Origin of the sequence: Marinimicrobium sp. C2-29, from assembly GCF_038419845.1 — a bacterium.
Taxonomy (GTDB): domain Bacteria; phylum Pseudomonadota; class Gammaproteobacteria; order Pseudomonadales; family Cellvibrionaceae; genus Marinimicrobium.
On record NZ_JBCAQT010000006.1, the window covers coordinates 131,576 to 157,496 of the forward strand.

At 58.6% G+C, this 25,921-nt stretch carries 21 protein-coding genes; 16 read left to right on the top strand and 5 right to left on the bottom strand.

All coding sequences use genetic code 11. The features are described 5' to 3' along the window. The first annotated feature begins 23 nt into the window (after window positions 1-23). From AAE484_RS07800 to phoU, 14 genes are all read left to right on the top strand, one after another. The gene (locus AAE484_RS07800; protein WP_341937802.1) at window positions 24-698 is read left to right on the top strand and encodes an alpha/beta hydrolase; all 675 of its coding nucleotides are present in this window, start codon (window positions 24-26) and stop codon (window positions 696-698) included. Then, a complete protein-coding gene (zapE, locus tag AAE484_RS07805) occupies window positions 698-1,819 on the top strand; it encodes a cell division protein ZapE (protein WP_341937803.1) in 1,122 nt (373 codons plus the stop codon). The genes AAE484_RS07800 and zapE overlap by 1 nt, the downstream gene beginning before the upstream one ends. Window positions 1,820-1,992: 173 nt before the next feature. Then, the gene (rplM, locus tag AAE484_RS07810) at window positions 1,993-2,421 is read left to right on the top strand and encodes a 50S ribosomal protein L13 (RefSeq protein ID WP_341937804.1); all 429 of its coding nucleotides are present in this window, start codon (window positions 1,993-1,995) and stop codon (window positions 2,419-2,421) included. Between the two features lie 14 nt (window positions 2,422-2,435). Next, window positions 2,436-2,828, top strand: coding sequence for a 30S ribosomal protein S9 (gene rpsI / locus AAE484_RS07815; RefSeq protein ID WP_341937805.1), 393 nt, complete (start codon window positions 2,436-2,438; stop codon window positions 2,826-2,828). Between the two features lie 264 nt (window positions 2,829-3,092). Next, on the top strand, window positions 3,093-3,686 hold the full coding sequence (petA, locus tag AAE484_RS07820) for a ubiquinol-cytochrome c reductase iron-sulfur subunit (protein ID WP_341937806.1): 594 nt from the start codon (window positions 3,093-3,095) through the stop codon (window positions 3,684-3,686). Between the two features lie 2 nt (window positions 3,687-3,688). Beyond that, window positions 3,689-5,929, top strand: coding sequence for a ubiquinol-cytochrome c reductase (locus tag AAE484_RS07825; protein WP_341937807.1), 2,241 nt, complete (start codon window positions 3,689-3,691; stop codon window positions 5,927-5,929). Between the two features lie 73 nt (window positions 5,930-6,002). Further along, window positions 6,003-6,641: a glutathione S-transferase N-terminal domain-containing protein gene (locus AAE484_RS07830; protein WP_341937808.1), complete on the top strand. Its 639-nt coding sequence runs from the start codon at window positions 6,003-6,005 to the stop codon at window positions 6,639-6,641. A gap of 71 nt (window positions 6,642-6,712) precedes the next feature. Further along, a complete protein-coding gene (locus AAE484_RS07835) occupies window positions 6,713-7,111 on the top strand; it encodes a ClpXP protease specificity-enhancing factor (protein ID WP_341937809.1) in 399 nt (132 codons plus the stop codon). 166 nt (window positions 7,112-7,277) lie between these two features. After that, window positions 7,278-7,895 (top strand): Yip1 family protein, encoded by a 618-nt coding sequence (locus AAE484_RS07840; RefSeq protein ID WP_341937810.1) that lies wholly within the window; start codon window positions 7,278-7,280, stop codon window positions 7,893-7,895. Between the two features lie 216 nt (window positions 7,896-8,111). After that, window positions 8,112-9,080, top strand: coding sequence for a PstS family phosphate ABC transporter substrate-binding protein (locus tag AAE484_RS07845; RefSeq protein ID WP_341937811.1), 969 nt, complete (start codon window positions 8,112-8,114; stop codon window positions 9,078-9,080). 204 nt (window positions 9,081-9,284) lie between these two features. After that, window positions 9,285-11,570 carry an ABC transporter permease subunit gene (locus tag AAE484_RS07850; protein ID WP_341937812.1) on the top strand — a complete coding sequence of 762 codons (2,286 nt, stop codon included), beginning with the start codon at window positions 9,285-9,287 and terminating at the stop codon, window positions 11,568-11,570. Window positions 11,571-11,588: 18 nt separating this feature from the next. Then, window positions 11,589-13,253: a phosphate ABC transporter permease PstA gene (gene pstA, locus AAE484_RS07855; RefSeq protein WP_341937813.1), complete on the top strand. Its 1,665-nt coding sequence runs from the start codon at window positions 11,589-11,591 to the stop codon at window positions 13,251-13,253. A 130-nt stretch (window positions 13,254-13,383) separates the two neighbouring features. Then, window positions 13,384-14,154, top strand: a complete 771-nt coding sequence (gene pstB, locus AAE484_RS07860) for a phosphate ABC transporter ATP-binding protein PstB (RefSeq protein ID WP_341937888.1) — start codon at window positions 13,384-13,386, stop codon at window positions 14,152-14,154. 20 nt (window positions 14,155-14,174) lie between these two features. Then, window positions 14,175-14,900 carry a phosphate signaling complex protein PhoU gene (gene phoU / locus AAE484_RS07865; RefSeq protein WP_341937889.1) on the top strand — a complete coding sequence of 242 codons (726 nt, stop codon included), beginning with the start codon at window positions 14,175-14,177 and terminating at the stop codon, window positions 14,898-14,900. A gap of 77 nt (window positions 14,901-14,977) precedes the next feature. Here phoU and AAE484_RS07870 read toward each other — a convergent pair whose 3' ends face one another. Both AAE484_RS07870 and uxaC read right to left on the bottom strand, forming a co-directional pair. Next, window positions 14,978-15,931: an AEC family transporter gene (locus AAE484_RS07870; protein ID WP_341937814.1), complete on the bottom strand. Its 954-nt coding sequence runs from the start codon at window positions 15,929-15,931 to the stop codon at window positions 14,978-14,980. Window positions 15,932-16,046: 115 nt separating this feature from the next. After that, window positions 16,047-17,462, bottom strand: a complete 1,416-nt coding sequence (uxaC, locus tag AAE484_RS07875; protein WP_341937815.1) for a glucuronate isomerase — start codon at window positions 17,460-17,462, stop codon at window positions 16,047-16,049. Window positions 17,463-18,063: 601 nt separating this feature from the next. Here uxaC and AAE484_RS07880 point away from each other — a divergent pair. Together AAE484_RS07880 and AAE484_RS07885 are read left to right on the top strand one after the other, a co-directional pair. Further along, a complete protein-coding gene (locus tag AAE484_RS07880) occupies window positions 18,064-18,618 on the top strand; it encodes a thioredoxin family protein (RefSeq protein ID WP_341937816.1) in 555 nt (184 codons plus the stop codon). Window positions 18,619-19,140: 522 nt separating this feature from the next. Then, complete coding sequence (locus AAE484_RS07885) at window positions 19,141-20,946, top strand: cellulase family glycosylhydrolase (RefSeq protein ID WP_341937817.1); 1,806 nt, start codon at window positions 19,141-19,143, stop codon at window positions 20,944-20,946. A 95-nt stretch (window positions 20,947-21,041) separates the two neighbouring features. Here the strand turns inward: AAE484_RS07885 and AAE484_RS07890 are convergent, their stop codons facing one another. The 3 genes from AAE484_RS07890 to purH all read right to left on the bottom strand — a co-directional run bounded on the left by AAE484_RS07890 (window position 21,042) and on the right by purH (window position 25,883). Next, window positions 21,042-22,625 (bottom strand): RICIN domain-containing protein, encoded by a 1,584-nt coding sequence (locus AAE484_RS07890; RefSeq protein WP_341937818.1) that lies wholly within the window; start codon window positions 22,623-22,625, stop codon window positions 21,042-21,044. Window positions 22,626-23,000: 375 nt separating this feature from the next. Beyond that, window positions 23,001-24,293 carry a phosphoribosylamine--glycine ligase gene (gene purD, locus AAE484_RS07895; RefSeq protein ID WP_341937819.1) on the bottom strand — a complete coding sequence of 431 codons (1,293 nt, stop codon included), beginning with the start codon at window positions 24,291-24,293 and terminating at the stop codon, window positions 23,001-23,003. A gap of 9 nt (window positions 24,294-24,302) precedes the next feature. After that, window positions 24,303-25,883: a bifunctional phosphoribosylaminoimidazolecarboxamide formyltransferase/IMP cyclohydrolase gene (gene purH / locus AAE484_RS07900; protein WP_341937820.1), complete on the bottom strand. Its 1,581-nt coding sequence runs from the start codon at window positions 25,881-25,883 to the stop codon at window positions 24,303-24,305. Window positions 25,884-25,921 lie beyond the last annotated feature (38 nt).

A 25,921-nucleotide genomic window follows, 5' to 3' on the forward strand; every position in this document is an offset into this window, starting at 1 on the left:
GGGGCCAACCTCAAGAGGTCGTAGTGTCATTATTTTCTCAAACCGGGGACGCAATTACCATCCATGGGCCCGCCGGCATGCTCCAGGCCGCCGGAGTCGATGGTCGGGCTGATGGCCTCCTGGCCGACCGGTCGCGTGTCGCCGTGGTCTGTCATCCCCACCCGCAGCACGGTGGGAGCATGAACAACAAGGTCGTGACCTCCCTGGTGCGCACCTATCGGGATCTGGGCGTGCCCAGCCTGCGGTTCAACTTTCGCGGCGTCGAGAAGAGTGAAGGCGAGTACGGTCACGCAGTCGGTGAGGTGGAGGACCTGCTGGCGGTGCTCGACTGGCTCAAAGAGCGGGCGGGTGAGGCCGAGCTGCTGTTGGCGGGGTTTTCGTTTGGCTCGGCCATCGCCGCCCAGGTTACCCATCGCTCCCCCTGGCCGGTGCAGCAGCTGACCCTGGTGGCGCCACCGGTTGAGCGCTACGACTATGACCGGGATGGGCACTTTCCCTGTCCGGTCGCGGTAGCCCAGGGTGGCCGGGACGAGATCGTGGTGGCCGAAGGAGTCCATGACTGGTGCGAAAGCCGGTTGCAGTCGACCTGCGAGCTGCTCAGGTACGAGGATGCCGGCCACTTTTTTCACGGTCGGCTGACCGAACTCAAGGCGGATCTGTCCGCCGTCATTCCCCGGCAGCTGGGGGTCATCTCCTGATGAGTCAAGCGCTTGCCGACGACAGTCCCCAGGCCCGTTATGAGCGCGACCTGGGCCGGGAGGGGTTCACCCACGACGCCGCCCAGGCGCGGGCCGTGGCGCACCTGCAGGCGCTGTACGAGCAGCTCCTGGCCAGAGAGCGGAGCGACACCCGCTGGAAGCGGTGGTGGCGCCGGTTGTTCAGGCGCCCAACCGAACCGGTGACCGGACTCTATTTCTGGGGTGGTGTCGGGCGCGGCAAGACCTACCTGATGGACAACTTCTACGAGGCGCTGCCGTTCGAGCGCAAACTGCGGACCCACTTTCATCGGTTCATGCGCCGGGTGCACGCCGATCTGCGGCGGCTGGATCGGCAGAAGAACCCGCTCGAGCAGGTGGCTGATCAGATTGCCCGCGAGGCGCGGGTCATCTGCTTTGACGAGTTCTTCGTCTCGGACATCACCGACGCCATGATTCTGGGAACCCTGATGCGGGCGCTGTTTGCACGCGGAGTGACGCTGGTGGCCACCTCCAACATCCCCCCGGATGACCTCTACCGCGACGGCCTGCAGCGGGCGCGCTTTCTGCCGGCCATTGCCGAGCTGAAAAAGCACACGCGGGTGGTGGAAGTTGACGGCGGCCACGACTACCGGCTTCGTGCGCTGGAGCAGGCGGAGCTATACCACTCGCCCCTGGATGCGGCGGCCGACGAGAGCCTGATGGCGAGCTTTCGCAGTCTGGTGCCGGCTGAAGACGAGATCAGCGCCAATGAAACCCTGGAGGTGGAGGGGCGGAACCTACAGGCCCGCTATCTGGCCGAGGATGTGGTCTGGTTCGAGTTTGTCGCGCTGTGCGACGGCCCCCGTTCCCAGAATGACTACATCGAGCTCGCCCGGGAGTACCACGCCGTGGTGTTGAGCAACGTTCCGGCGCTGGGGCGCCACAATGACGACCAGGCCCGGCGCTTCATCAATCTGGTGGATGAGTTTTACGACCGGCGGGTCAAGCTGGTAGTCTCCGCCGCACGGCCGTTGACCGAGCTGTACGGGGAGGGACGCCTGGGGTTCGAGTTCCAGCGCACGGTGAGCCGTCTGCTGGAGATGCAGAGCCACGACTACCTCGCTCAGCCTCATAAGCCTTGAGCGGAACGTCAGTCTGGAGCGGAATGTCGGCCCCGGCCGCCGCCCGGCACGCCCCCGAGCCGTCGCCCCCGCCAAACGGGGCAAAAAACCCATGGGGCCTCTTGAAATAGGGGGCCATTTTCTATAGTATTCGCGCTCTTTTGTGGGAAGCACCTCCTGAGGCAGGAAATAACATGAAGACTTACAGTGCTAAACCTGAAACCGTCACGCGCGACTGGTTCGTCGTTGACGCCGAAGGCAAAACTCTGGGCCGTATGGCCACCGAGATTGCCCGGCGCCTGCGCGGCAAGCATAAGCCCGAGTACACGCCCCACGTGGACACGGGTGATTATATTGTCGTCATCAACGCTGAAAAAGTGCATGTGACCGGTAAGAAGGCGAGTGACAAGATCTATTATCATCACACCGGTTATATTGGTGGCATCAAATCCATCAGTTTCGAGAAGCTGATTGCGAAGGCCCCCGAGCGTACCATCCAGAGCGCCGTCAAGGGCATGCTGCCCCGCGGACCCCTGGGTCGTGCGATGTTCAAAAAACTGAAAGTTTATGCCGGCACTGAGCATCCGCACACCGCTCAGCAGCCGAAAGAACTGACTCTTTAACCGGGAAGCTGATTATGCCAGTCACTCAATATTACGGTACCGGTCGCCGCAAGACCTCCACCGCTCGGGTGTTCATCTCCTCGGGCAGCGGTGTCATCACAGTCAATGATCGTCCACTGAACGAGTATTTTGGTCGTGAAGTGGCGCAGATGATTGTGCGTCAGCCGCTTGAAAATGTGGAAATGACCGACAAGTTCGATGTCAACGTCACCGTTAAAGGCGGTGGCAGCTTTGGCCAGGCCGGCGCGATTCGCCACGGTCTGACCCGGGCTCTGATGGAATACGACGAGACCCTTCGTGGCTCACTGCGTGAAGCAGGTTACGTGACCCGTGACTCGCGCGCCGTTGAGCGTAAGAAGATTGGTCTGCGCAAAGCTCGTAAGCGGCCGCAATACTCCAAGCGTTAATGGGAGTGGTCTGCGCCATCTTCGGGTGGTGCGGGCACGGCATCTCCAAGCAAAAACGCCCAGGCCGGCTCTGGCCCGGGCGTTTTTTTATGCGCGCTCGGCACGCAAATTCGCATCGCCCCCGGGCGACGCCGGCGCTTGTTGTTGTAAGCAGCGCGCAATTTCTTTAAGATTGGCCAATTTTTGAATGTTCTAAAACTATCCTAAATCGTTGAATTTCAGTGATTTACTGGCCGTCGGAAGCTGTTAGGGGAGAAATTCGTCATGACCGATGACGTTGTAAACAAGACGCGTCGCCGCGTCCTGACCGCCGCCACCTCCGTTGTCGGAGCCGTGGGTGTGGTCGGGGCCGCTGTGCCGTTTGTGGGTTCCTGGAACCCGAGTGCCAAGGCCAAGGCGGCCGGGGCACCTGTTCGGGCCAATATCGGCAAAATGGATCCCGGACAGATGATCACCGTTGAGTGGCGCGGTAAACCGGTGTACATCGTTCGACGTACTCAAGAGACCATCGACAATCTCGACAAGGTCGACGATCTGGTCAGCGACCCGAACTCCGAGGATCCCCAGCAACCTGAATACGTGAGCAGCAAAACCCGCTCCATCAAGGATGAGTATCTGGTTCTGATCGGACTTTGCACCCATTTGGGTTGTGCCCCGCTGTTTCGCCCGGAAGTGGGTGCATCTGACCTGGGTGGCGATGAGTGGCAGGGCGGTTTTTTCTGCCCTTGTCACGGTTCAAAGTTCGATATGGCTGGCCGAGTCTACAAGGGGGTGCCGGCACCGACTAACCTGGAAGTTCCCCCATACCGTTACGAGACCGACACGCTGCTCGTGGTGGGTGAGGATCAGGAGGCATAAGAATGAGCAGACTGACTGGATTGTGGCATTGGATCGACGAGCGTCTCCCCGTTCAGCGTGCGTGGGATACGCACATGGGGAAGTATTACGCGCCAAAGAACTTTAATTTCTGGTACTTCTTCGGGGTGCTGTCCCTGCTGGTGCTGGTGAATCAGCTGATCACCGGTATCTGGCTCACCATGAACTATACCCCCACCGCCGAGGGCGCCTTCGCGTCGGTCGAATACATCATGCGCGATGTGGAGTATGGCTGGCTGTTGCGCTATATGCACTCTACGGGCGCTTCCGCGTTCTTTGTGGTGATCTACCTGCACATGTTCCGGGGCCTGATGTATGGCTCCTACAAGGCGCCGCGCGAGCTGGTGTGGATTTTCGGCATGACCATCTACCTGGTGCTGATGGCCGAAGCCTTCATGGGCTATGTGCTGCCCTGGGGCCAGATGTCCTATTGGGGGGCGCAGGTCATTGTTTCGCTGTTCGGGGCCATTCCCGGCATTGGCGATGAGCTGGTGCAGTGGATTCGCGGCGACTACCTGATCTCTGGTATCACGCTCAACCGCTTCTTTGCCCTGCACGTCGTGGCCATGCCCATTGTGCTGCTGGCACTGGTGGTGTTGCATATTCTGGCGCTGCATGAAGTGGGGTCCAACAACCCCGACGGTATCGACATCAAGAAGAACAAGGACGAGAACGGCATCCCCAAAGACGGGGTCGAGTTCCATCCCTATTACACGGTCCACGACCTGGTGGGCATCACCGTCTTCCTGTTTGTATTCTGTTTTGTGATGTTCTTCATGCCCGAGATGGGTGGCTTTTTCCTCGAGTACGCCAACTTTGAGGAAGCCAACAACCTGAAGACACCGGAGCATATTGCCCCGGTGTGGTACTTCACCCCGTTCTACGCCATCCTGCGGGCGGTGACCATCGAGATCGGGCCGCTGAATGCCAAATTCCTGGGTCTGATTGCCATGGGCTCGGCCATTGCCATCCTGTTTGTGCTGCCCTGGCTGGATCGAGCCAAGGCCCGGTCCATGCGCTACAAGGGCTGGATCCCTCGGGTAATGCTGATGGTGTTTGCCGCCATGTTTGTGGTGCTGGGTTACTTGGGGGTGCAATCACCCACCACGGGACGCACGCTTTTGTCTCAGATAGCGACCGTGTTCTACTTCGGTTACTTCATTACTATGCCCATCTGGACCAGCTATCGGCCCCGGGAAGCCCGTTCATCGATTGCGCGGATCATCTCCATTGTGATCTGCGCGATCTTTGCCCTGATTTTCCTGCGGCTGGCGCTGATTGGTATCACCGAGGGCGGTAGCGATGTTCCGGTATTCCTGCGGTTGTTCGGTCTGGTGCTCGCGGGTCTGTTCGCGGCGCTGCCCTGGCTGGCTGATCGGGATGGCGAGCGTCCGGTGCCCGAGCGGGTACAGATGAAAGGCCTGCCGCTGCGTATGGTGCTGGGCGGACTGGCGCTGTTTGCCGTACTGGTCGTGATTCCCATCAAGGCTGTGGGCGCCGGAGCCGCCGGTTGTGGCTCCATCCCCTGCGATGTCATGGAGCCTGACCTGAGCAACGAGGAATCCCTGCAGCGCGGTGCGAAGTATTTCGTCAACTACTGCATGGGCTGCCACTCCGCCAAGTTTTCCCGCTTCGAGCGCGTGGCGGACGACCTGGGCATTCCCCACGACGTGGCCCGGGAGACGCTGATTTTTGGTGACCAGGAGATCGGCTCACTGATGACCAACGCCATGACCGCCGATCAGGGTAAGCAGTGGTTCGGTGTTCAACCACCCGACCTGACACTGGTGGCGCGCTCGCGCAATCCCGAGTGGCTCTACACCTACCTGCGCAACTTTTACAAAGACGAGAGTCGCCCCTTTGGCGTCAATAACCGGGTGTTCGAGAATGTGGGCATGCCCCACGTGATGACCGATCTTCAGGGGTTGCCCGTGTGCGCTCCGGGACCCGAGAAGCGGGACGATGGCACCATCGTGCGCGATGGGGCCGGGAATCCGGTGATCGATGAAGAGTGTGGTAGTCTGGAGCCCGGTGAACTTGAAGGCAGCATGTCGGAAGAAGAGTTTGATCAGGCGATGTACGACCTGGTGAACTTCCTGGAGTACCTGGGCGAGCCCGCAGCGCTGGACCGCAAGCGGATGGGCGTGTTCGTTCTGTTGTTCCTGTCGGTGCTGTTTGTCTTTACTTACCTGCTCAATCGTGAGTACTGGAAAGGAATTCACTAAAATTTTAGGCAACTGAGGGGCGGGTTTTTACACCCGCCTCAGTTTGATAACTGGGTAAATTGAGGTAATGCTAATGGGTGTGGTGACTAAACGCTCATCCATGACTCTGTTTTCCGATGGCCAGGATCACTACAGTCATCGGGTACGTATTGTCTTGTCTGAAAAAGGCGTCACAGCGGATTTGGTGGATGTCGACCCAAAGCACAAGCCGGGAGAGCTGGCCGACCTCAACCCCTACAACAGTCTGCCGACGCTGGTGGATCGCGACCTGGCGTTGTACGAATCCAAGGTGATCATGGAGTACCTGGATGAGCGCTTTCCGCATCCGCCGCTGTTGCCGGTGTATCCGGTGGCGCGTGCCCAGAGTCGGCTCTGGATGTACCGACTGGAACGCGACTGGGCGCCACTGGTTGATACGGTTCTGCACAGTAAAAGCAAGGACTCGGTCGCCAAGGCCCGCAAGTCTCTGAAAGACAGCCTGCTGGCGATTGGCCCGATTTTTACTGAGATGCCGTATTTCATGAGCGAGGAGTTCACCATTGTGGACTGTTGTCTCGCTCCTATTCTCTGGCGCTTGCCCATGATGGAGATCGATCTGGGTAAGGGCCGACAGGTAGAGCCTCTGCTGAGCTACCAGAAACGGTTGTTCGAACGCGACGGTTTCCGCAAAAGCCTCACGGAAATAGAGCGGGATATGTCGTCCCACGTTTAGTGGGTCGACCTTCCGCCGTTCTCTTCACCGGGTTTCACCCCCCTTACCTCGCACAACGGGAGACAGTGTCTATGGCTATGTCGTCCAGCCGACCTTACATGATCCGGGCTCTGTACGAGTGGATTGTGGACAACGGTTGTACCCCCTATATTCTTGTCGACGCCCAGGGCCCCGGTGTGGAAGTCCCCCAGCAGCACGTCAACAAAGACGGTCAGATTGTTCTGAATATCAATCCGACCGCCGTCAAGGACCTGTATATAGGTCTGGATCAGATCAACTTCAACGCCCGGTTCGGTGGTATTCCCACGGATCTGGTCATTCCCTGTGGTTCGGTGCTGGGTATTTATGCGCGCGAGAACGGGCAGGGAATGGTCTTTGAGCCGGACCCCAACCCGGAGCCGCCCAAGCCGGATCCCGAGCCGGAGAAGAAGGACGGTCCCAAGCGTCCCAACCTTAAAGTCGTCAAGTAAGGCTATATCTTTACGTTAGCAAAAACTTTATTTTTAGATGCATTTCTTCTTTGCGACTGAACGTTGACTGCAGGATACTGGTCCCAAACCGGTTAATGGCACGTCCGCTAATAACAAATCCGCTAATAACAATCCTCTTATAACAGAGAGCATTCAGGAGTCACCTATGGCCATGTTGCAGCACACACTGGGGATTTTCATCAATCCCCATCGCGAGTGGGAGCGCATTCGCAGCGACAAAGAGTCTTTTCTGCGCGTTTACCTGCGACATATTCCACTGCTGGCGTTAATCCCGGTGGTGGCCGCCTATTTCGGTGTCACCCAGGTGGGCTGGAGCATCGGTAGCGGTGGTGTGGTCCGTCTGACCAGCGAAAGTGCTCTGCTGATGTGCGTGGCCGCTTATTTTGCGCAATTGGTGGCCGTCTATATGCTGGGTGAGTACATCAACTGGATGTCGCGCAGTTTTGGTGTCGAAGACGGAGCCGATGAGCGCCACTTCGAGGGTACGGCGTTGGCCGTCTATTCGGCCATACCGATCATGCTGGCCGGCGCTGTGCTGGTCTATCCTGAGCTGTGGCTGGTGGTGTCGGTCTATATTTTGGCTGGCGGCTACGGGGTCTACCTGATTTACGAGGGAATACCGATCCTGATGAATATCCCCAAGGAGCGTGGCTTTATCTACGCCAGCTCCGTGATCACGGTGGCCCTGGTGCTGGCGGTGGTGGTCATGGTGACTACGGTGATTGTCTGGAGTTCGGGTGCCGGGCCCGTCTACACCAATTAGACGTACGCATTTCGCTGGAGAACACCTGAAAAAAGCAGCCGTGAGGGCTGCTTTTCTGTATTTGTTACAAATTTCTGACAGATTGACCCTGTTCGTCACATAACTGTCATATTTCATCGTTAGAGTGCCGTCCAGGTAGAGATGATTCTGTTAAGGACATTTCACTTTCTCTGGTCATTTTCTCTGAAACGGTCATCAGACCTAAAGGAGCGCTCAATGAACGCAATCAAGCTTTTCAAGGGGCTGGCACTGGCCGGCTCTGTCATCTGTGCCACCGCCCAGGCCGATGTCGATCCCAATCTGCCCGAGTATGAAGCAGTGTCCGGTGTGTCGGGCAATATCAACAGCATCGGTTCCGATACCCTGAATAATCTGATGACGCTTTGGGCGGAAGAATTCGCCAAGTATTACCCCAATGTGAACATTCAGATCCAGGGTATGGGCTCCTCGACGGCGCCTCCCGCTCTGACTCAGGGAACCGCCAACTTCGGCCCCATGAGCCGGGAAATGAAAGGCTCCGAAATCCGCACCTTCGAAAAAGAGCAGGGCTACAAGCCCACCAAGGTACCGGTTGCCGTGGATGTTCTGGCGGTTTACGTCAACAAGGACAACCCGATTGAAGGCCTGACGCTGCCGCAGGTCGACGCGATGTACTCCGTGACCCGTCGCTGTGGCTATCCGGAAGGCATTACACGCTGGGGGCAATTGGGCCTGGAAGGTGACTGGGAGAATCGTGATATCGCGATGTACAGCCGCAACGCGGTTTCCGGTACCTACGGTTACTTCAAAGATAACGCCCTGTGTGGCGGTGACTACAAGCCGGGCATCAACGAGCAGCCGGGCTCCGCTTCAGTCGTGCAGGGCGTGAGTGAGTCGCGCAACGCCATCGGCTACTCCGGCATTGGCTACAACACCTCGGGCGTGCGCGCTGTACCTCTGGCGCGTGAAGAAGGCGGTGAGTTTGCCGAAGCCAACTCGGAGAACGCGTCCGACGGCTCCTACCCGCTGGCTCGGTTCCTTTATGTCTACGTCAACAAGCATCCCAATCGTCCGCTGGACCCCATGCAGGCGGAGTTCCTGAAAATGGTCATGTCCAAGCAGGGCCAGGAAGTGGTGGTGCGCGATGGTTATATTCCTCTACCGGCGTCGGTCTCCAAGCGCGTGATGGAAGAGCTCGACCTGTAATACCGCGCCGGTGGTCAATTTGACCGCCAGAGAAACACGGACGTTGAGGGATGTACCGCCCCATTGGGTTTGGGGGAGGTACATCCCTTTGTCATATTACTGTAACAAAAATGTCATATAACCTTGTTAGGATGCTCGCGCTTGCGCCCTACAGGGTTTTTTAACATCCGCGGTTGCGATTATCCGGCTCAGGATCCATGCATTATGTCAGAGCGACGTTCATCCCCGGGATCCCGGGACAGTTTGATGCCCAACGCCGAGCAGCGCGCTCGTCTGCGCAAAATCCGGCGATTCAAAGACGGTCTTTCGCGCTATGGTGTCGGTACGGCCGGCATGATGGTGGTCGGTGCGCTGGCTTTGATCTTCCTTTATCTGTTTTCCGAGGTGGCACCCCTGCTGCGAAGCAGCAGCCTGGATGTCACTACCGAGTATCACTCTCCCGTCACCAGCCCCGCTAACCCCTCTGAGCACTTGGTGCTTGAACGTTATGAAGAAATGGGCGCCAGCTTCAATCGATCGGGGCTGGTGTCATTTTTCAACGCCGATACGGGTCTTCTGATCGATAGCGTCAAGGTCCCCTCTCCGGAAGGTGCGGAGTTCTCTTCCCTGGCCACCAGTGTTCCCAGTGAGCAGCTGGTGGCTTATGGCTTCAGCGATGGCTCGGTCAGCCTGGTGCAGGAAGATTATAAGCTCAGTTATCCTGATGACACGCGTTTGGTGACGCCGGGACTGACCTTTCCTCTGGGAGAAGAGCCGATCGTACTCGACGAGGAGGGACAGGCACTGCGCAAGCTGGCCGTCCAGGAAGCCGACGCGGGTATCATGATGGCGGGCGTTGCCGAAGATGGCCGCTTGCTTCTGGGACGATTCAATTCCCGGGAGAACCTGTTTGGCGGCAATGCCGAGGTCACTGTTGATCGCTATGAGCTGCCCGGGTTGCCTGCGGGAGCGCAGGTTGAAGAACTTCTGGTGGATGATGTCGGTCGTTTTTTGATCGTGGCAGACGACCGGGAACAGTTGCATTTCTACAATATAGAGACACCGGCAAATGCCCGCTTGCTCGAAACGATACCTACCGAGCGCGGTCAGGTGACGTCCATGGAGTTTCTGGTGGGCACCAGTTCGGTGATCATCGGAACTGACACGGGCTCTGTCAGCCAATGGTACTTGATCCGGGATGACAACAATCGTTTTCATCTGACGCCGGTCAGGGATTTTGAGTCATTAGAGGGTCCGGTCACGGAGATCGCGCCGGAATACAGCCGCAAAGGCTTTGCGGCGGGCGACACACAGGGCAATGTGGGCCTGTTTTACGGCACCTCATCCCAGACACTGCTGATCAAGTCGGTGAGTGACAGTGCGATCAAGCAACTGGCGCTGTCCCCCATCAACGGTCGACTTCTGGCCCTGGATGAAAGCGGTCAGATATACGTTGCGTCAATCTGGAACGAACACCCGGAAATTTCGTTCAGCTCGCTCTGGCAGAAAGTCTGGTACGAGGGGCGCCAGCAACCGGAATACGTCTGGCAGGCATCATCCGGCCAGGACGCTTCCGAGGCCAAAATGAGTCTTGTGCCCCTGTCGATTGGTACCCTCAAAGCCGCGTTTTACGCCATGTTGTTTGCGATCCCTCTGGGCATTATGGGCGCGATCTACACCGCCTACTTCATGACGCCCAAGCTGCGCGGGGTAGTAAAGCCGACCATTGAAATCATGGAGGCGCTGCCTACCGTAATTCTGGGCTTTCTTGCCGGGCTCTGGCTGGCCCCTTTTCTGGAAAACCATCTGCCGGCGGTCTTCAGTATTCTGATCTTCCTGCCGGTCATGATGTTGCTGGTGGGATTGATCTGGAGCCGATTGCCCTCGTCGATCCGCGACGAGGTGCCCGAAGGCTGGGAGGCGGCGATACTGGTCCTGCCGATCATTCTGACCGCCTGGGCCTGTGTGGCGGCGAGCCCCCATGTGGAGGTGCTGTTCTTCGACGGCAGCATGCGCCAGTGGCTGACCAACAACAATATCGATTATGACCAGCGCAACGCCTTGGTCGTGGGGATTGCCATGGGCTTCGCCGTCATTCCCACCATCTTCTCCATTGCCGAAGATGCGGTGTTCAACGTGCCGCGTCACCTGACTCAGGGGTCACTGGCACTGGGGGCGACCCGCTGGCAGACGGTAATGGGTGTGGTGCTGCCCACGGCCAGCCCGGGCATCTTCTCGGCGGTGATGATGGGCTTTGGCCGCGCCGTGGGTGAAACCATGATCGTACTCATGGCCACCGGCAACAGCCCGGTTCTCAATTTCAATATCTTTGAGGGTATGCGCACCCTGTCGGCCAACGTGGCGGTGGAGCTGCCGGAGACAGCGATTGGCAGCAGTCACTTCCGGGTCCTGTTCCTGGCGGCCCTGGTGCTGCTGGCCATGACCTTCCTGGTCAATACCCTGGCCGAAGTCGTTCGCCAGCGTTTGCGCAAACGCTACAGCAACCTGTAAAAAGTGGGAGCCTGATTGATGAAATCCTGGTTTAAAAGTGGTGCCCCCTGGGTCTGGTTGAACGGCGGAGCGGTGGCATTGTGCATGATCATGGTGGTGGGCCTTCTGGGGCTGATCGCGGTTCGGGGCTTCAGCCATTTCTGGCCGTCCGACATACTGCAGACCACCGCCGTCGATCGCACCGGCGAGACCCAGCAGGTGCTGGGCGAGCTGATGCGCAAAGAAGTGATTCCCTCGCGGGTCGCGCGCACCAACGGTTACGTGGTGGGCGAGGATGTGCCTCTGGTTACCCGCTACCTGATTAAAGAGGGCAATAGGGACCTGGGCAGTGACTTTAACTGGTACCTGGATGTCGGCATGGGGGAGTGGACTTATCCCGACGATGCGGTTCAGATTGAACGGCGGGAATGGGGTAATTTCTATGGCTTCCCGGTTGCGTTGCGTGAAGATGGTGAGGTAATCAGCGAGTTGGGTGACGAGGACTTCTGGTCTGAGTTGCAGCAGCGAGTCGATCGCAGCGTCGAGTTGCACCACGAAATTCAGCACAAGGAGGCGGTGGAAATCGGCAGCATCAACCATAGCATGGAACGCCTGCGGCTGGATCGTCGCCGACTGGAGTTGAGGGGTGTCAGTGGCCAGGAGTTGGCCGAAGCTCAAGCCGAGCTGGATGCCAAGCGAGAAGAACTCAACGCCGATTATCGCGCCATCAAGGCGGAGCGGGATGCCATCTATGAGCAGAACACCCGAGATAGCCTGGACGTGCGCACGGTTGAAGGTCTGGAAAAAACCATTGGGCTGAACAACATCGTCCGGGTAACCCGCCCCAACGCGATGGGAGTGTGGGGTAAGTCGGTGCAGTACGTGGACCGTCTGTGGGAGTTCCTGACGGAAAAGCCACGCGAGGCCAACACCGAAGGCGGGATTTTCCCGGCGATTTTCGGCACGGTGACCATGGTGATGGTCATGTCGATCATGGTCACGCCGCTGGGTGTGCTGGCCGCCATCTATCTGCGCGAATACGCGCGGCAGGGCACCCTGCTGCGGCTGATACGGATCTCGGTGTACAACCTCGCCGGTGTTCCCTCCATTGTTTACGGGGTGTTTGGCCTGGGCTTTTTTGTCTACTTTCTCGGTGGCAATATCGATGAGCTGTTTTTCAAGGCCTCCATGCCGGCCCCCACGTTCGGGACGCCGGGCCTGTTCTGGGCCTCGCTGACGTTGGCTCTGCTCACCCTGCCGGTGGTGATTGTGTCTACCGAAGAGGGGCTGGCGCGCATTCCCAGCACCGTGCGTCAGGGCAGTCTGGCGCTGGGGGCGACCAAGTCGGAGACCCTGTGGAAGGTGGTCGTGCCCCTGGCAACGCCGGGGATGATGACCGGCCTGATTCTGGCGATCGCCCGGGCCGCGGGTGAAGTGGCCCCGCTGATGCTGGTGGGCGTGGTCAAGCTGGCCCCCAGTCTGCCCATCGACGGCAACTACCCCTATATTCACCTGGATCAGAAGATCATGCACCTGGGTTTTCATATTTACGATGTGGGCTTCCAGAGCCCCAACGTTGAGGCCGCACGGCCGCTGGTCTATGCCACGGCGTTGACCCTGGTGCTGTTGATCATTGTACTGAACCTGACAGCCATCAAAATTCGCAACAGCCTGCGGGAGAAGTACCGCAGTGCCTCCGATTGATCGCGGGAGCTCAACCATGCTAGAAGACACTACCATGCGCAACGGTGAGTCGGCGCGAGCGGCGTCTGCCGACCCGGGTCCGTCCGGGGCGGTCGGCTCAACTCCCCGTCCTCAAACACAGGGTAACAACATGACAATGGCCGATGAGTCCATCAAGCTCGAAGTGAATGACCTGAACCTTTTCTACGGTCAGGATCAGGCGTTGAAGAACATCAACCTGAAAATTCCCGAAAAGAAGGTGACGGCCTTCATCGGGCCATCCGGTTGCGGTAAGTCGACCTTGCTCCGTTGTTTCAACCGTATGAATGATCTGGTGGACATCTGCCGCATTCAGGGCAATATCTTGATGGACGGCAAAAACATCTACGACAAAAAGGTGGATGTGGCCGAGCTCCGCCGCCAGGTGGGCATGGTCTTCCAGAAGCCCAACCCCTTTCCCAAAAGCATTTATGAAAATGTGGCCTACGGGTTGCGCTTGCAGGGGGTGAAATCCCGGCGTACGTTGGACGAAGTGGTGGAAAGGTCGCTTCGTGGCGCCGCGCTTTGGGATGAGGTCAAGGATCGTCTGCACGACAATGCCTTCGGCCTGTCTGGTGGTCAGCAGCAGCGGTTGGTAATTGCCCGTGCCATTGCCATTGAGCCTGAGGTGATTCTGCTGGATGAGCCGGCCTCGGCATTGGATCCGATTTCCACGCTCAAAATTGAGGAACTGATTTACGAGCTGAAAAATCAGTATACGATTGTCATTGTGACCCACAATATGCAGCAAGCCGCCCGGGTTTCGGACTATACTGCTTTTATGTATATGGGGGATCTGGTCGAATATGATGATACCGATTCGCTGTTCACCAATCCGACCAACAAGCAGACCGAAGATTACATTACGGGTCGTTACGGTTAAGAGGAGATTGTTCCATGGTAATGGACATCAAGAGTCACACGCACCATATTTCCCAGCAGTACAACCTTGAGTTGGATGAAATCAAAACCAAGCTCTCGGAAATGGGCGGTCTGGCCCAGCGTCAGGTCAACGATGCGATTCAGGCACTGATTGACGCCGATGCAGAAACGGCGGAGCGCGTCGTCAGAGACGATGAGGAAGTCAATGCCATGGAAGTGGACATCGATGAAGAGTGCATTCACATCCTGGCGCGCCGCCAGCCGGCCGCCAGTGACCTGCGCTTGGTGATCGCTGTGACCAAGGCGATCACCGACCTGGAGCGGGTGGGGGATGAAGCCAGCAAGATCGCGCGCCAGGCCATTGCCCTGAGTCAGGAGGGAACGGCGTTGCACGGTTATGTGGAAGTTCGGCATATCGGCGGGCAGGTGTCGCGGATGCTGAACGACTCGCTGGACGCCTTTGCCCGTCTGGACCTGGATCTCGCCCTGCGCGTGGTCCAGACGGACGACAATGTGGACCTGGAGTACGCCTCGGCCATGCGCGAAATGATCACCTTCATGATGGAGGATCCCCGTCGCATCTCCCGGGCGCTGAATATCATGTGGACCCTGCGCTCGCTCGAGCGTATCGGTGATCACGCCCGTAACCTGGCCCAGTATGTGGTCTATCTGGTCAAGGGCGCCGACGTTCGCCATGAATCCTACAATGATATTCAGGAGCAGATTCAGGAAGACGGAGAGGCTTGATCAGAGGACGCAATGCTTACGCCGGGTGGTTGTCCTCGCGCCACCCGGCTCATTGCACACGGTGCGTCAAGCGCCGGTCATTGAACCATTGCCTGTAGCAGCCAGAGTCCCAGGGTCACGGTCACCAGCCCGAACAGAGTCGATTGCACCACCATGTTGGCCGCCAGTTGGGCATTGCCTCCCAGCCCCCGGACCATGACATAGCTGACTGTCGCCGTGGGCGCCGCCGACAGCAGGAACACCACGCCCAGTGCCTCCCCCGACAGCCCCAGCCACCCGGCCAGTCCCACGGCTATCAGCGGGCAGAGCAGCAGTTTCCACCCGCTGGCCACCAGGGCGCCGCCCCCGAGCTCCCGCAGAGAGGACAGTTTCAGGCTGCCGCCGACACACAGCAGTGCCAGAGGCAGGCTCATGTTGCCCAGATAACTGCCGGCCTTGCGCACTGGATCCGCCAATGGCAGGTTCAGCGAACCGTAGAGCAGTCCCGCCCCGATGCCCAGAATCAGGGGGTTGCGCGCCAGCCCCCGAAACAGTCCGTGAAAGCCGCGCCCGCTCTCCAGGTCGCGATTGAGCACATACACGGACAGGACGTTGTACAGCAGGATGGTCATGGCAATGGGCAGGGCCGCCATGGCGACACCGCTCTCGCCATAGGCATTGCTGCAGTAGGCCAGGCCGACAATCACCAGGTTGCCCCTGAAGGCGGCCTGGACCAGGACGCCCCGATCCCGACGGTCTCTGACAAAGTGCCCGGCGCTGAGCAGGCTCAGGGTAAAAATGAGCAGGGTCGCGCCCAGCACCGCCAGAAGGATCCGGGCATCGGCCGCCGCGCCGTAATCGGTGGTGGCACTGCCGATAAACAGCAGCACCGGCAGCCCGACATTGAACACCAGGCGCGAGGCGGTGTTGATGAAGGCCTCGTCGATCATTCCCAGGCGCCGCAACAGGGTCCCCAGCGCCACCATCAGAAAAATGGGGGTGGTGACGGACAGGGAAAAAATGAAGGTGGAGAGCAGCGCCGTGTCGCTCATGTGAAAATCCTGGTGTCGGCCGTTTTCGGCCCGCCGTTGTCATGGTTTGCGCGTGAATGTGCATAAAAAAGCCCGGCATTGGCCGGGCTTTCGCAAGTGCCGTGGGAGGCCGTCCCTACTTGGGCACGTCAAACGGGAAGTAGTCCCGCGCGTTGTTGAAGGCCACATCCTGCATCATGGAGCCGACCATGGCCAGGTCATCGGGTACCGTCCCCTTGGCCATGTCGTTCCCGAGGATACGGCACAGCAGGCGGCGGAAGTACTCGTGGCGGGAGTAGCTCAGGAAGCTGCGGCTATCGGTCAGCATCCCCACAAACCGGCTCAACAGGCCCAGCTGGCTGAGGGACTCGATCTGCCGGGTCATGCCATCGAGCTGATCCAGAAACCACCAGCCGCTGCCGAACTGCATCTTACCGGCCGCCGACCCGTCCTGGAAATTACCGATCATGGTGCCGATCATTTCATTGTCGCGCGGGTTCAGGTTGTACAGAATGGTCTTGGCCAGGCGGTCGTCATTGTCCAGTCGGCCCAGGAACTTCGCCAGCGGTTTGGCGTAGTTGTGGTCACCGATGGAGTCAAACCCGGTATCCGGCCCCAGTGACCGGAACAGGCGAGGGTTGTTATTGCGGATGGCGCCAATGTGGTACTGCTGAACCCAGCCCTTCTCGTGGTCCTGCCGGGCAAACTCCACCAGCATGGCCGAGTAGAACTTCTCCAGCTCCTCTTCCGACAGGTCGGTGCCACCGCGCACCTTGGTGAAAATCGCCTTGATCTCCGCCTCGGTGTAATCTTCCGCATGTACGGTTTCCAGACCGTGGTCGGACAGCCGGCAGCCCTGTTCGTGGAAGAAGTTGTGGCGCTTCTGCAGAGCACTCATCAGATCGTCAAAGGTGCTGATCTGGGTGTCGCTTACTTCCGCCAGACGGTCCAGGTACTGGTTGTAGGCCTGGGTGTCTTCGGCCGCCATGGCCTTGTCCGGACGCCAGGTGGGCAGCACGTTGGTATTGAATTGAGAGTTGGCGGCGATGCTCTGGTGGTGGCGCAGATCGTGGGTCGGGTCATCGGTGGTGCAGATGACCTTCACGTTGGCCTGGGTGATCAGCCCCTGGGTGCTGAACTCCGGGGTCGCCAGCAGCTCGTTGCACTGATCCCACACCTCTCTGGCATTGTTGCCATCGAGCAGTTTGTCGGTAATGCCGAAGGGCTTCTTCAGCTCCAGGTGGGTCCAGTGGTAGAGGGGGTTGCGCAGAGTGAAGGGGACCGTCTCCGCCCAGGCCTGGAATTTTTCCCAATCGCTGGCATCGCCGGTGCAGTAATGCTCTTTCACACCGTTGGAGCGCATCGCGCGCCATTTGTAGTGGTCGCCCGCCAGCCACACCTCGGACAGGTTCTTGAACTGCCGGTTTTCGGCAATCTGATCCGGGGGAAGGTGGCAATGGTAATCAATGATCGGCATGTCTTTGGCGTAGTCGTGGTACAACGCCTTGGCCTGCTCGGTGTCGAGCAAAAAATCGTCATGTATAAAAGTCATGCTCACAGTTCCTCTCAACGCACGAATGCCGCCACAGGGTGCGGAGCGCACCGAATGCCGGTTGTGCGACTGGTTTTGGGCAGCGCTCACAGCCGGCGCGCCGGGTGGTCCAGGCGCACTTGAAAACGAGCGTGTACATCTAACTGCCAGGGTTGATTATTGTGCAACGGCCGCCGTCTTCTGCGAGTCAGCTGGTACCGCCGCCTTTTGGTTCCCGGTTATTTTGTTGTGGCCGGGAGCCGCTTATAATGCGGCTTGCCAGCAGTTTAACCCCTGGGTGCGTAAATATAAACCGTTGTTCACGCGGCATCAGGCAGGCTGTAAGTGCTTGCTTACTTGGAGGCTCAATAATAACAGAGATATAGTCATAATGAAATAAAGGCAGCCTATTGCAGCGATAGTCTTTTATTTCGGCTCCTGCCTACTGCTTGATGTGCCTGTCACGGAATGAGAGGAGTGCTGGCAGCGACTCCGGCGTGGGATACCCGGTTTAACCGGGACCTCCCGCGGGTATACAATTGACAGTTCTACAGTTGCTCCAATGCCCTGATGGCTTTCACTGTCGGTGAGGGCCACACATTTCAACAGGAGGCGTTCCACCATGGCCCGCACACCATCCAACATGCTACCTCTGGGTACTCCGCTGCCCGATGCCACTCTGCCGGACCCGGCCGGTGAGACCTGGAAACTGTCGCAGCGTATGGGAGACAAGGGCTTACTGGTCATGTTCATCTGCAACCACTGTCCTTTTGTATTGCACATTGCCCCATTTCTGGAAGAGCTGAACGACAAACTCAATGCGCTGGGTATACGCTGTATTGCCATCAGTTCGAACGATGTCAACGAATACCCGGACGACTCCCCCGAAAAAATGGCGCAATTTGCCGCCACTTATAAACTGGCCTTCCCCTACCTGTACGACGAAAGCCAGAAGGTGGCCAGATCATTCGATGCGGCCTGTACGCCCGATTTCTTTCTTTTTGACCATGCCCGAAAACTCGCCTATCGCGGACAGCTGGACGAAAGCCGGCCTGGCAACGACATCCCCGTGACCGGCGAGGACCTTCTGGCCGCCGCCGAGCGGGTGGCCAAAGGTGAGCCCGTTCCAGAGGACAGCCAGAAACCGAGCATGGGCTGCAATATCAAATGGAAATAAAATGGGAGTAACGCCGCGCTTTTAAATACAAAAATTAATAGCATTTTTAAAAGTGGTCGATTTTTTCAAGCGTTTCACAAGGTCCCGGCCGGTGTTTCCAGCCAAGAGCGCTGGTCTGCCGGCCCGTTCACAAGTCGAGAATTACGCCACTTCTCATAGCCTACTGTCGTTACCGTTTTTTCCCTCCTCTCCATCGATCCAAAGTACCCCTGTCGCGTTATTCGTTTCGCCGGTACGTTCTTGCGCTGAAAACGCTATCCACATGAAAAATTTGTGACCGCTCTCTCGTTCTAATTTCGGTGAAGCATTTTTCCCCAACGAGGCAGGGATATAATTTTTCAAGGTTCGCCGGTCCTGTCAATGGCGCAAGCCGCCGGGGACGCCACGGGCCTGAAGTACAGGAATTGCGTTTCGCATTGCTTTGTCAAAGTGGTCAACAATAACGTTTTATCGCAAGGGTGTGGAGCGCTCCATAAATCGTAAATCATACCGTTAATAAACAACGATTGGAGAGCTTATCTCATGACGATTTCAACAGTAAAAAAATTCGGCTGGGCCTTTCTGCTCAGTGCGGGGCTTGTTTCGGCGCAGGGAGCGAGCGCGCAATCGGCAAGTTGTGAATACACCATCCAGAATGATTGGGGTGGCGGCGCGACGGCGGCGATTGAGATCACCAACACCGGTGACAGTGCACTCAATGGCTGGGACGTCAGCTGGAGCTACGAGGACAGTACCATTACCAACAGCTGGAATGCCGAGGTCAGTGGCGACAATCCCTATACGGCGACCGACATGGGGTGGAACGGAAACGTCGAACCGGGCCAGAGCGTGTCCTTTGGGGTGCAAGTGGATTCCGCCGCGGGCACTGAAACGCCGGAGGTGACGGGTGACATCTGTGGCGATGAGCCACGGGTAAGCTCGAGCTCGAGCTCGAGCTCCAGCTCTGAGGCATCCAGCAGCACCGAGTCATCGGCCAGCAGCGTGGCCTCCTCCGTATCGTCAAGCCGCTGCGCCGGGCAGGGAGAGGTCTGCAACTGGTATGGCTCTCACTATCCTCTGTGCAACGATTCCAACACTGGTTGGGGCTACGAAAATGGGCAAAGCTGCATTGGTGCCACTACCTGCAGTAATCAGCCGGCCGTTTACGGAATTGAGGAGAGCGGCTCCTGCCCGGACTCTTCGAGCAGCTCCAGTGTCGGGGAATCGTCCAGTTCGAGCGTCGCGGTTTCTTCCAGCTCGTCCGTCAGTTCCAGTGTCAGCTCCAGCGGTTCAAGCTCCAGCGCTTCCGCTCCGGATGGTCTGACCAGCGTCGAGCTCACCGAATTGATGGGTGTCGGTTGGAACCTCGGCAATTCGTTGGAAGCCGTCGGTGGTGAAACGGCCTGGGGCAACCCCGAAGTCACACAGGAGCTGATCGACGCGGTAAAAGCCGCCGGGTTCGATACCGTGCGTATCCCCGTTGCCTGGAGCAAATTCTCCGATGAAGAGAACTTCATCATTGAAAGCAGCTGGATGAACCGGGTCGAGGAAGTGGTGAATTATGCGCTCGATGCGGAACTGTACGTGATCATGAACATTCATTGGGACAACGGCTGGATGCAACCCACCTATGACCAGCAGGAGTATGTGAACAACCGCCTGGCCATCATGTGGGAGCAGATTGCCGGGCATTTCCAGGACTACGATCATGAGCTGCTGTTTGCCGGTACCAACGAAGTGATGGTGGAAGGTGAGTACGGTACGCCCACCGAAGAAAACTACACCGTGCAGAACAGCTTCAACCAGACCTTTGTCGACACGGTGCGTGCTACTGGCGGGCAGAACGACACCCGGCACCTGGTCGTACAGGGGTACAACACCAATATCGATCACACCCTGAACTTTGTCGAGATTCCGGATGATACCGTCAGCGACCGGTTGATGATGGAAGTGCATTACTACGATCCCTATAACTTCACCCTGAATGAGTCCAGCAACATCACTCAGTGGGGCTCCATTGCCACCGATCCCAATGCCACGGAAACCTGGGCCAACGAATCCTATGTGGACTCCCAGTTCCAGAGTATGCAGGCGGAGTTTGTTGAGCAGGGCATCGGTGTGATTCTGGGTGAGTATGGCGTGATTTCACGCGATAACGTCGAGGGCCACGATGTGTACCGTCGCTATTGGAACGAGTACATCACTGAATCGGCCATCGAGCATGACCTGGTGCCGGTCTATTGGGATAATGGCTATGCCGGTAACGGCGGCTTTGCCCTGTTTGACCGCTACAATGGCAGTGAGATCGAGCCCGAACTGATCGATATTCTGGTCGGTGCGGACGACTGATCACCGAGGCCAGATGCAAGCATAAAAAAGGCTCCCCGGGTGGGAGCCTTTTTTTATCATTTGGCAATGAGAGCGTTCTTGCTCAGCAGAACCTGTCAATTACAGATGTTATAGGATCCATTCTGTACGTTGACGTTGTTCCAGCTGATGTTGTTGCCGCAGGGGCTTTCGCGCACGCTGGTATCGAAAACGTTCAGGTTGCTGATGGTGATATCGCTGTTGTTGGGGAACTCGCTGCGGGCGGCCAGCCGGAATTCGCCTCCGCCGTTGATCTCGCCCCCGTTGATCTGGATGTTGTGGCAATTTTCAATGAGTACCGAATTGTTGCCATTGTTGGCCAGGTCGATCTCGTTGATTTGGGCTCCGCCGGAATTGGATACGCAGAAAAAGCCGCGACCGCCGCCCCGGGAGATGACCCGGTCCACATAGATGTTGGTGGGATAACTACCGCCGATGCGTCCATTTTCGTTGGCGAAGCGCAGGGTGGCGTAGCCGGTGCCGCTGCCGGTCCCTTCGCCATCAATCAGCCCGATGGTGGCATTGCGGGTGTTGTTGAGCAAAAGCCCCGCGTAGGCTGTGTTGCGAGCGATGACAGTGCCGATCTCGAGGCCATCCACATTCCAGGTCTCCACCCCGTGGTTGCCGGTGCCGGAGACATAGATATCGTCCATGCGCACGTTGGTGCTGCCGGGCATGTCGCGCTCAAAGCGAATCCCGATGCCGGAGCCCAGGCGCAGATCAATCTGCCCGAGGTGCAGGTCGTGAACATCGGCGAAGCGCATGCCAAAGTAGGGAGTACCGGTCATGTTCAGGTACGGAACCGAAACGTCCTGAACCCCGATCGCCTGCACGGCGCCGTTGCCGCCGGAGTTGCCGACATCCATCGTTCCGCAGACTTCAAAGGCGGTATGGCTGGGCAGATCAATGCGGTTGCCGCCGATGGAGCCGTCGGCGTAGACCGTGACCCGCTCCCGGGAAGTGCGCCCGGATGAGAGGCTGTTGATCGCCGAGTTGATCGCGTTCAGGTAATTGCTTCCCGCGTCGGAGCCGTTGACCTGGTAATCGCCGGGCGCGCCGGTGACGGTCGCATCGGGTGCGCCGGAGCCACACTGATCCGGGTCCGGATCAGAGCCGCCGCTGCCATCGACCTCAATGATTTCCCACTGCTGAACGGCCGCATCCGTCGGTGTGTATTGCGAGATGCGGGTACCGGGCTCGGTGGACCAGTCCCAGTTATCCAGGGCCTTTTCGCTGAAGTTGTTGACCAGCCGGTAATAGCCGCCCCCCATATCGTCGAGGCGGAATTGCTGGTTGGTACCGCCAACGTCTTCCCATTGCACGATATCCGCCCCGTTGTCGGCATTCCACTCAAACACGTCCAGGGCCTTGCCCGAATGTCGGGCCACAACGCGGTAGTAGCCGTTGCCGGCGTCAATGAACTGGAACTGTTGATTGTCAGCATCGGTGCGATTCCACTGTGTCAGCATGGCGCCGTCTTCGGTGGAATTACTGGCAATATCCATGGCCAGTCCCGAGTGCCGGTTGACCAGTACGTACCAGGTGTCGGGGCTGACCTGGGCGCTGGCGGCCGGTGCCCCGAGGGCGAAGGTCAGTGCAAGCAATGTGGATTGAAAGGTGATCAGAAGGTAACGCAGGTTTCGAACTATGAAGGGTTTCATGGTTATTATCATCTCCATGCGGGTGAATGAACACGCTCCTGTGAAGCCCCGGTCAGGCTCGATTCGCCCGGCCCGACGGTCCCTGTCACGCCTCTGGCGCTGGGGTACTGATCACGTTAGTGCATTGAATCGTTCAAATCCGCGCAATAATTGGCAAATTCGGGATTGTCTTAGATTTTATGGAAATATAATAATATAAGAAGCATTTCCATTGAGTAGGGCAGAGCGTTCGTCGAGCCGGAGGAGTGGCATCACGGGCGTGCCCCCATCAGAGAGGATGTCCTGGGAGAGCTATCCCGGGATAAGAGGCGAGAGGAGGCGATACAGGGAAGGAAGGAAAAGCGCCGGGCGGCCCCTGGGCCGCCCGGGAGCACTTTAGCCGGATTGCTGCTCGCGGGCAATCGCCCGGTAGGCGATATCCTTGCGATAGAAGACATCATTCCACTGGATGCGGTCGGCCAGTTGGTAGGCGCGCTTTTGCGCTTCGCTGACACTCCCGCCCAACGCTGTGGCGCACAGCACCCGGCCCCCGTTGGTGACGACCTTGCCATCGAGGGTCCTGGTGCCGGCGTGAAAGACGCGCTCGCCCGGGGTCTCTTCAGTGGGCAGGCCGGTGATCTCATCGCCTTTGCGGTAGCCGCCGGGATAGCCGCCAGCGGCCAGTACCACACCCACGGCTGCGCGCTCGTCCCAGTCAGTGCTCATTTCGTTCAGGCGGCCTTCCACGCCGGCCTGGCACAGCTCGGCCAGGTCGGACTTCAGACGCAGCACAATGGGTTGGGTTTCGGGGTCGCCGAAGCGGCAGTTGTATTCAATGACCTTGGGCTGTCCCTCCGGGGAGATCATCAGGCCGGCGTACAGAAAGCCGGTATAGGGATTGCCCTCGGCCGCCATGCCCTCGACGGTGGGAACAATCACCTGCTCCATGATCCGGTCGTGCACCGCCTGTGTGACCACGGGTGCCGGGGAATAGGCCCCCATACCGCCGGTGTTGGGGCCGGTATCGCCTTCGCCCACGCGCTTGTGGTCCTGGCTGGTGGCCATAGGCAGGATGTGCTTGCCGTCCACCATGACGATAAAACTGGCTTCCTCGCCGGTCAGAAACTCCTCAATCACCACGCGGCAACCGGCCTCGCCGAAGGCGTTGCCCGATAGCATGTCGCGCACCGCGTCTTTGGCCTGCTCCAGCGTCTCGGCAACGATCACGCCCTTGCCGGCGGCCAGGCCGTCGGCCTTGACCACAATGGGGGCGCCCATCTTGTCCAGATAGGCGAGAGCTGGCTCGACCTCGGTAAAGGTCTGGTAGTCCGCCGAGGGAATCTTGTGTCGTGCCAGAAAGTCTTTGGTGAAGGCTTTGGAGCCTTCCAGCTGAGCGGCGCCTTGGGTGGGGCCAAAGCAGGGCAACTTCCGCTCAGTGAAATAATCCACCACGCCTTCCACCAGTGGCGCTTCCGGGCCGACGATAGTGAGCGCAACGTCGTTCTTTTGGGCAAAATCCCCCAGCGCCGGGAAGTCGAGCACATCGATATCGACGTTTTCCAATTTGGCTTCCAGAGCGGTGCCGGCATTACCCGGCGCCACAAAGACGGTGGTGACCTTGTCGCTTTGAGCGGCTTTCCAGGCGAGGGCGTGTTCACGTCCGCCTCCGCCGATGACCAGTAGGTTCATGTTGACTCCTTAGTGCCGGAAGTGGCGCATGCCGGTGAAGACCATGGCGATGTTGTGCTCGTCAGCGGCGGCGATCACCTCTTCATCGCGCATGGAGCCGCCCGGTTGAATCACGGCGGTGATACCGGCGGCGCCCGCATTGTCCAGGCCATCGCGGAAGGGAAAAAACGCATCGGACGCCATGACCGAGCCCTTTACTTCCAGGCCCGCGTGCTCGGCCTTGATGCCGGCAATGCGCGCGGAGTTGACCCGGCTCATCTGACCGGCGCCCACGCCCACGGTCTGATTGTCTTTGGCGTAGACGATGGCGTTGGATTTGACGAACTTGGCGACTTTCCAGGCGAACAGCAGATCGCGGATTTCCTGTTCGGTGGGGGCGCGTTTGGTGGCGACCTTCAGCTCACTTTCGGTGACCATGCCGGTGTCTTTGTCCTGCACCAGCAGGCCGCCGGTGACGCGCTTGTAGTCGAGCCCGCCGATGCGCTCTTTGTTCCATTCGCCGCAGGCGAGCAGGCGCACGTTTTTCTTGGCCTTGACCGCCTGCACCGCCTCCTCGGAGATGCTCGGGGCGATGATCACCTCGACAAACTGGCGCTCGACAATGGCCTGGGCGGTGGCGGCATCCAACTCGCGGTTGAAGGCGATAATGCCGCCAAACGCCGATTCCGGATCGGTCGCGAACGCCAGATCATAGGCGCTTTTCAGGTCCGCGGCGCTGGCCACACCGCAGGGGTTGGCGTGCTTGACGATCACGCAGGCCGGCTCGTCAAAGCTCTTCACGCACTCGAGCGCGGCGTCGGTATCAGCCACGTTGTTATAGGACAGCTCTTTGCCCTGCAGCTGCTTGGCGGTGGCGATACTGGCTTCGGCGGGATTTTGCTCCACATAGAAAGCGGCTTTCTGGTGGGGATTTTCGCCGTAGCGCATTTCCTGGGTCTTGTGAAACTGGCGGTTGAAGGTGCGCGGGAAGTCTTCGCTGCCACCCTCGACCTTGCGCCCGAAATGGTTGGCAATGGCGCCGTCATAGGCGGCAGTGTGCTCGTAGGCCTTGATCGCCAGGTCGAAGCGCAGTTCGTAACTGGTCTGGCCGTCGTGGGCTTCCAGCTCGTTCAGAATGCGCCCGTAGTCGTTGGCATTGACCACGATATTGACGTGAGCATGGTTCTTGGCGGCCGCGCGCACCATGGTGGGCCCGCCGATGTCGATGTTTTCCACCGCGTCTTCCAGGCTACAGCCGGGCTTGGCCACGGTCTGCTCAAACGGGTAGAGGTTCACCACCACCATGTCGATGGCGTCGATGCCGTGCTCGGCCATGACCGCCTCGTCCTGACCGCGCCGCCCCAGAATGCCGCCATGGACTTTCGGGTGCAGGGTTTTCACCCGGCCGTCCATCATTTCCGGGAAGCCGGTGTAGTCGGAGACTTCCACGGCGGGAACGCCGTTCTCTTTGAGCAGGCGGAAGGTGCCGCCGGTGGAGAGAATCTCCACGCCGCGTTGGTGCAACGCCTGGGCAAACTCGACAATGCCGGTCTTGTCGGAGACGCTGACCAAAGCGCGGTTTACGGGGGCAAGTTGGGTAGCACTGGACATATCGGTGGGTTTTCCTCGGGTTAGTGGGTCAAAGCCTA

Excerpts from the sequence above, each read along its gene's own strand:
- zapE (WP_341937803.1), top strand. The coding sequence starts at position 698 with ATGAGTCAAGCGCTTGCCGACGACAGTCCCCAGGCCCGTTATGAGCGC.
- rplM (WP_341937804.1), top strand. The coding sequence starts at position 1,993 with ATGAAGACTTACAGTGCTAAACCTGAAACCGTCACGCGCGACTGGTTC.
- rpsI (WP_341937805.1), top strand. The coding sequence starts at position 2,436 with ATGCCAGTCACTCAATATTACGGTACCGGTCGCCGCAAGACCTCCACC.
- petA (WP_341937806.1), top strand. The coding sequence starts at position 3,093 with ATGACCGATGACGTTGTAAACAAGACGCGTCGCCGCGTCCTGACCGCC.
- AAE484_RS07825 (WP_341937807.1), top strand. The coding sequence starts at position 3,689 with ATGAGCAGACTGACTGGATTGTGGCATTGGATCGACGAGCGTCTCCCC.
- AAE484_RS07830 (WP_341937808.1), top strand. The coding sequence starts at position 6,003 with ATGGGTGTGGTGACTAAACGCTCATCCATGACTCTGTTTTCCGATGGC.
- AAE484_RS07835 (WP_341937809.1), top strand. The coding sequence starts at position 6,713 with ATGGCTATGTCGTCCAGCCGACCTTACATGATCCGGGCTCTGTACGAG.
- AAE484_RS07840 (WP_341937810.1), top strand. The coding sequence starts at position 7,278 with ATGGCCATGTTGCAGCACACACTGGGGATTTTCATCAATCCCCATCGC.
- AAE484_RS07845 (WP_341937811.1), top strand. The coding sequence starts at position 8,112 with ATGAACGCAATCAAGCTTTTCAAGGGGCTGGCACTGGCCGGCTCTGTC.
- AAE484_RS07850 (WP_341937812.1), top strand. The coding sequence starts at position 9,285 with ATGTCAGAGCGACGTTCATCCCCGGGATCCCGGGACAGTTTGATGCCC.
- pstA (WP_341937813.1), top strand. The coding sequence starts at position 11,589 with ATGAAATCCTGGTTTAAAAGTGGTGCCCCCTGGGTCTGGTTGAACGGC.
- pstB (WP_341937888.1), top strand. The coding sequence starts at position 13,384 with ATGACAATGGCCGATGAGTCCATCAAGCTCGAAGTGAATGACCTGAAC.
- phoU (WP_341937889.1), top strand. The coding sequence starts at position 14,175 with ATGGACATCAAGAGTCACACGCACCATATTTCCCAGCAGTACAACCTT.
- AAE484_RS07870 (WP_341937814.1), bottom strand. The coding sequence starts at position 15,931 with ATGAGCGACACGGCGCTGCTCTCCACCTTCATTTTTTCCCTGTCCGTC.
- uxaC (WP_341937815.1), bottom strand. The coding sequence starts at position 17,462 with ATGACTTTTATACATGACGATTTTTTGCTCGACACCGAGCAGGCCAAG.
- AAE484_RS07880 (WP_341937816.1), top strand. The coding sequence starts at position 18,064 with ATGGCCCGCACACCATCCAACATGCTACCTCTGGGTACTCCGCTGCCC.
- AAE484_RS07885 (WP_341937817.1), top strand. The coding sequence starts at position 19,141 with ATGACGATTTCAACAGTAAAAAAATTCGGCTGGGCCTTTCTGCTCAGT.
- AAE484_RS07890 (WP_341937818.1), bottom strand. The coding sequence starts at position 22,625 with ATGAAACCCTTCATAGTTCGAAACCTGCGTTACCTTCTGATCACCTTT.
- purD (WP_341937819.1), bottom strand. The coding sequence starts at position 24,293 with ATGAACCTACTGGTCATCGGCGGAGGCGGACGTGAACACGCCCTCGCC.
- purH (WP_341937820.1), bottom strand. The coding sequence starts at position 25,883 with ATGTCCAGTGCTACCCAACTTGCCCCCGTAAACCGCGCTTTGGTCAGC.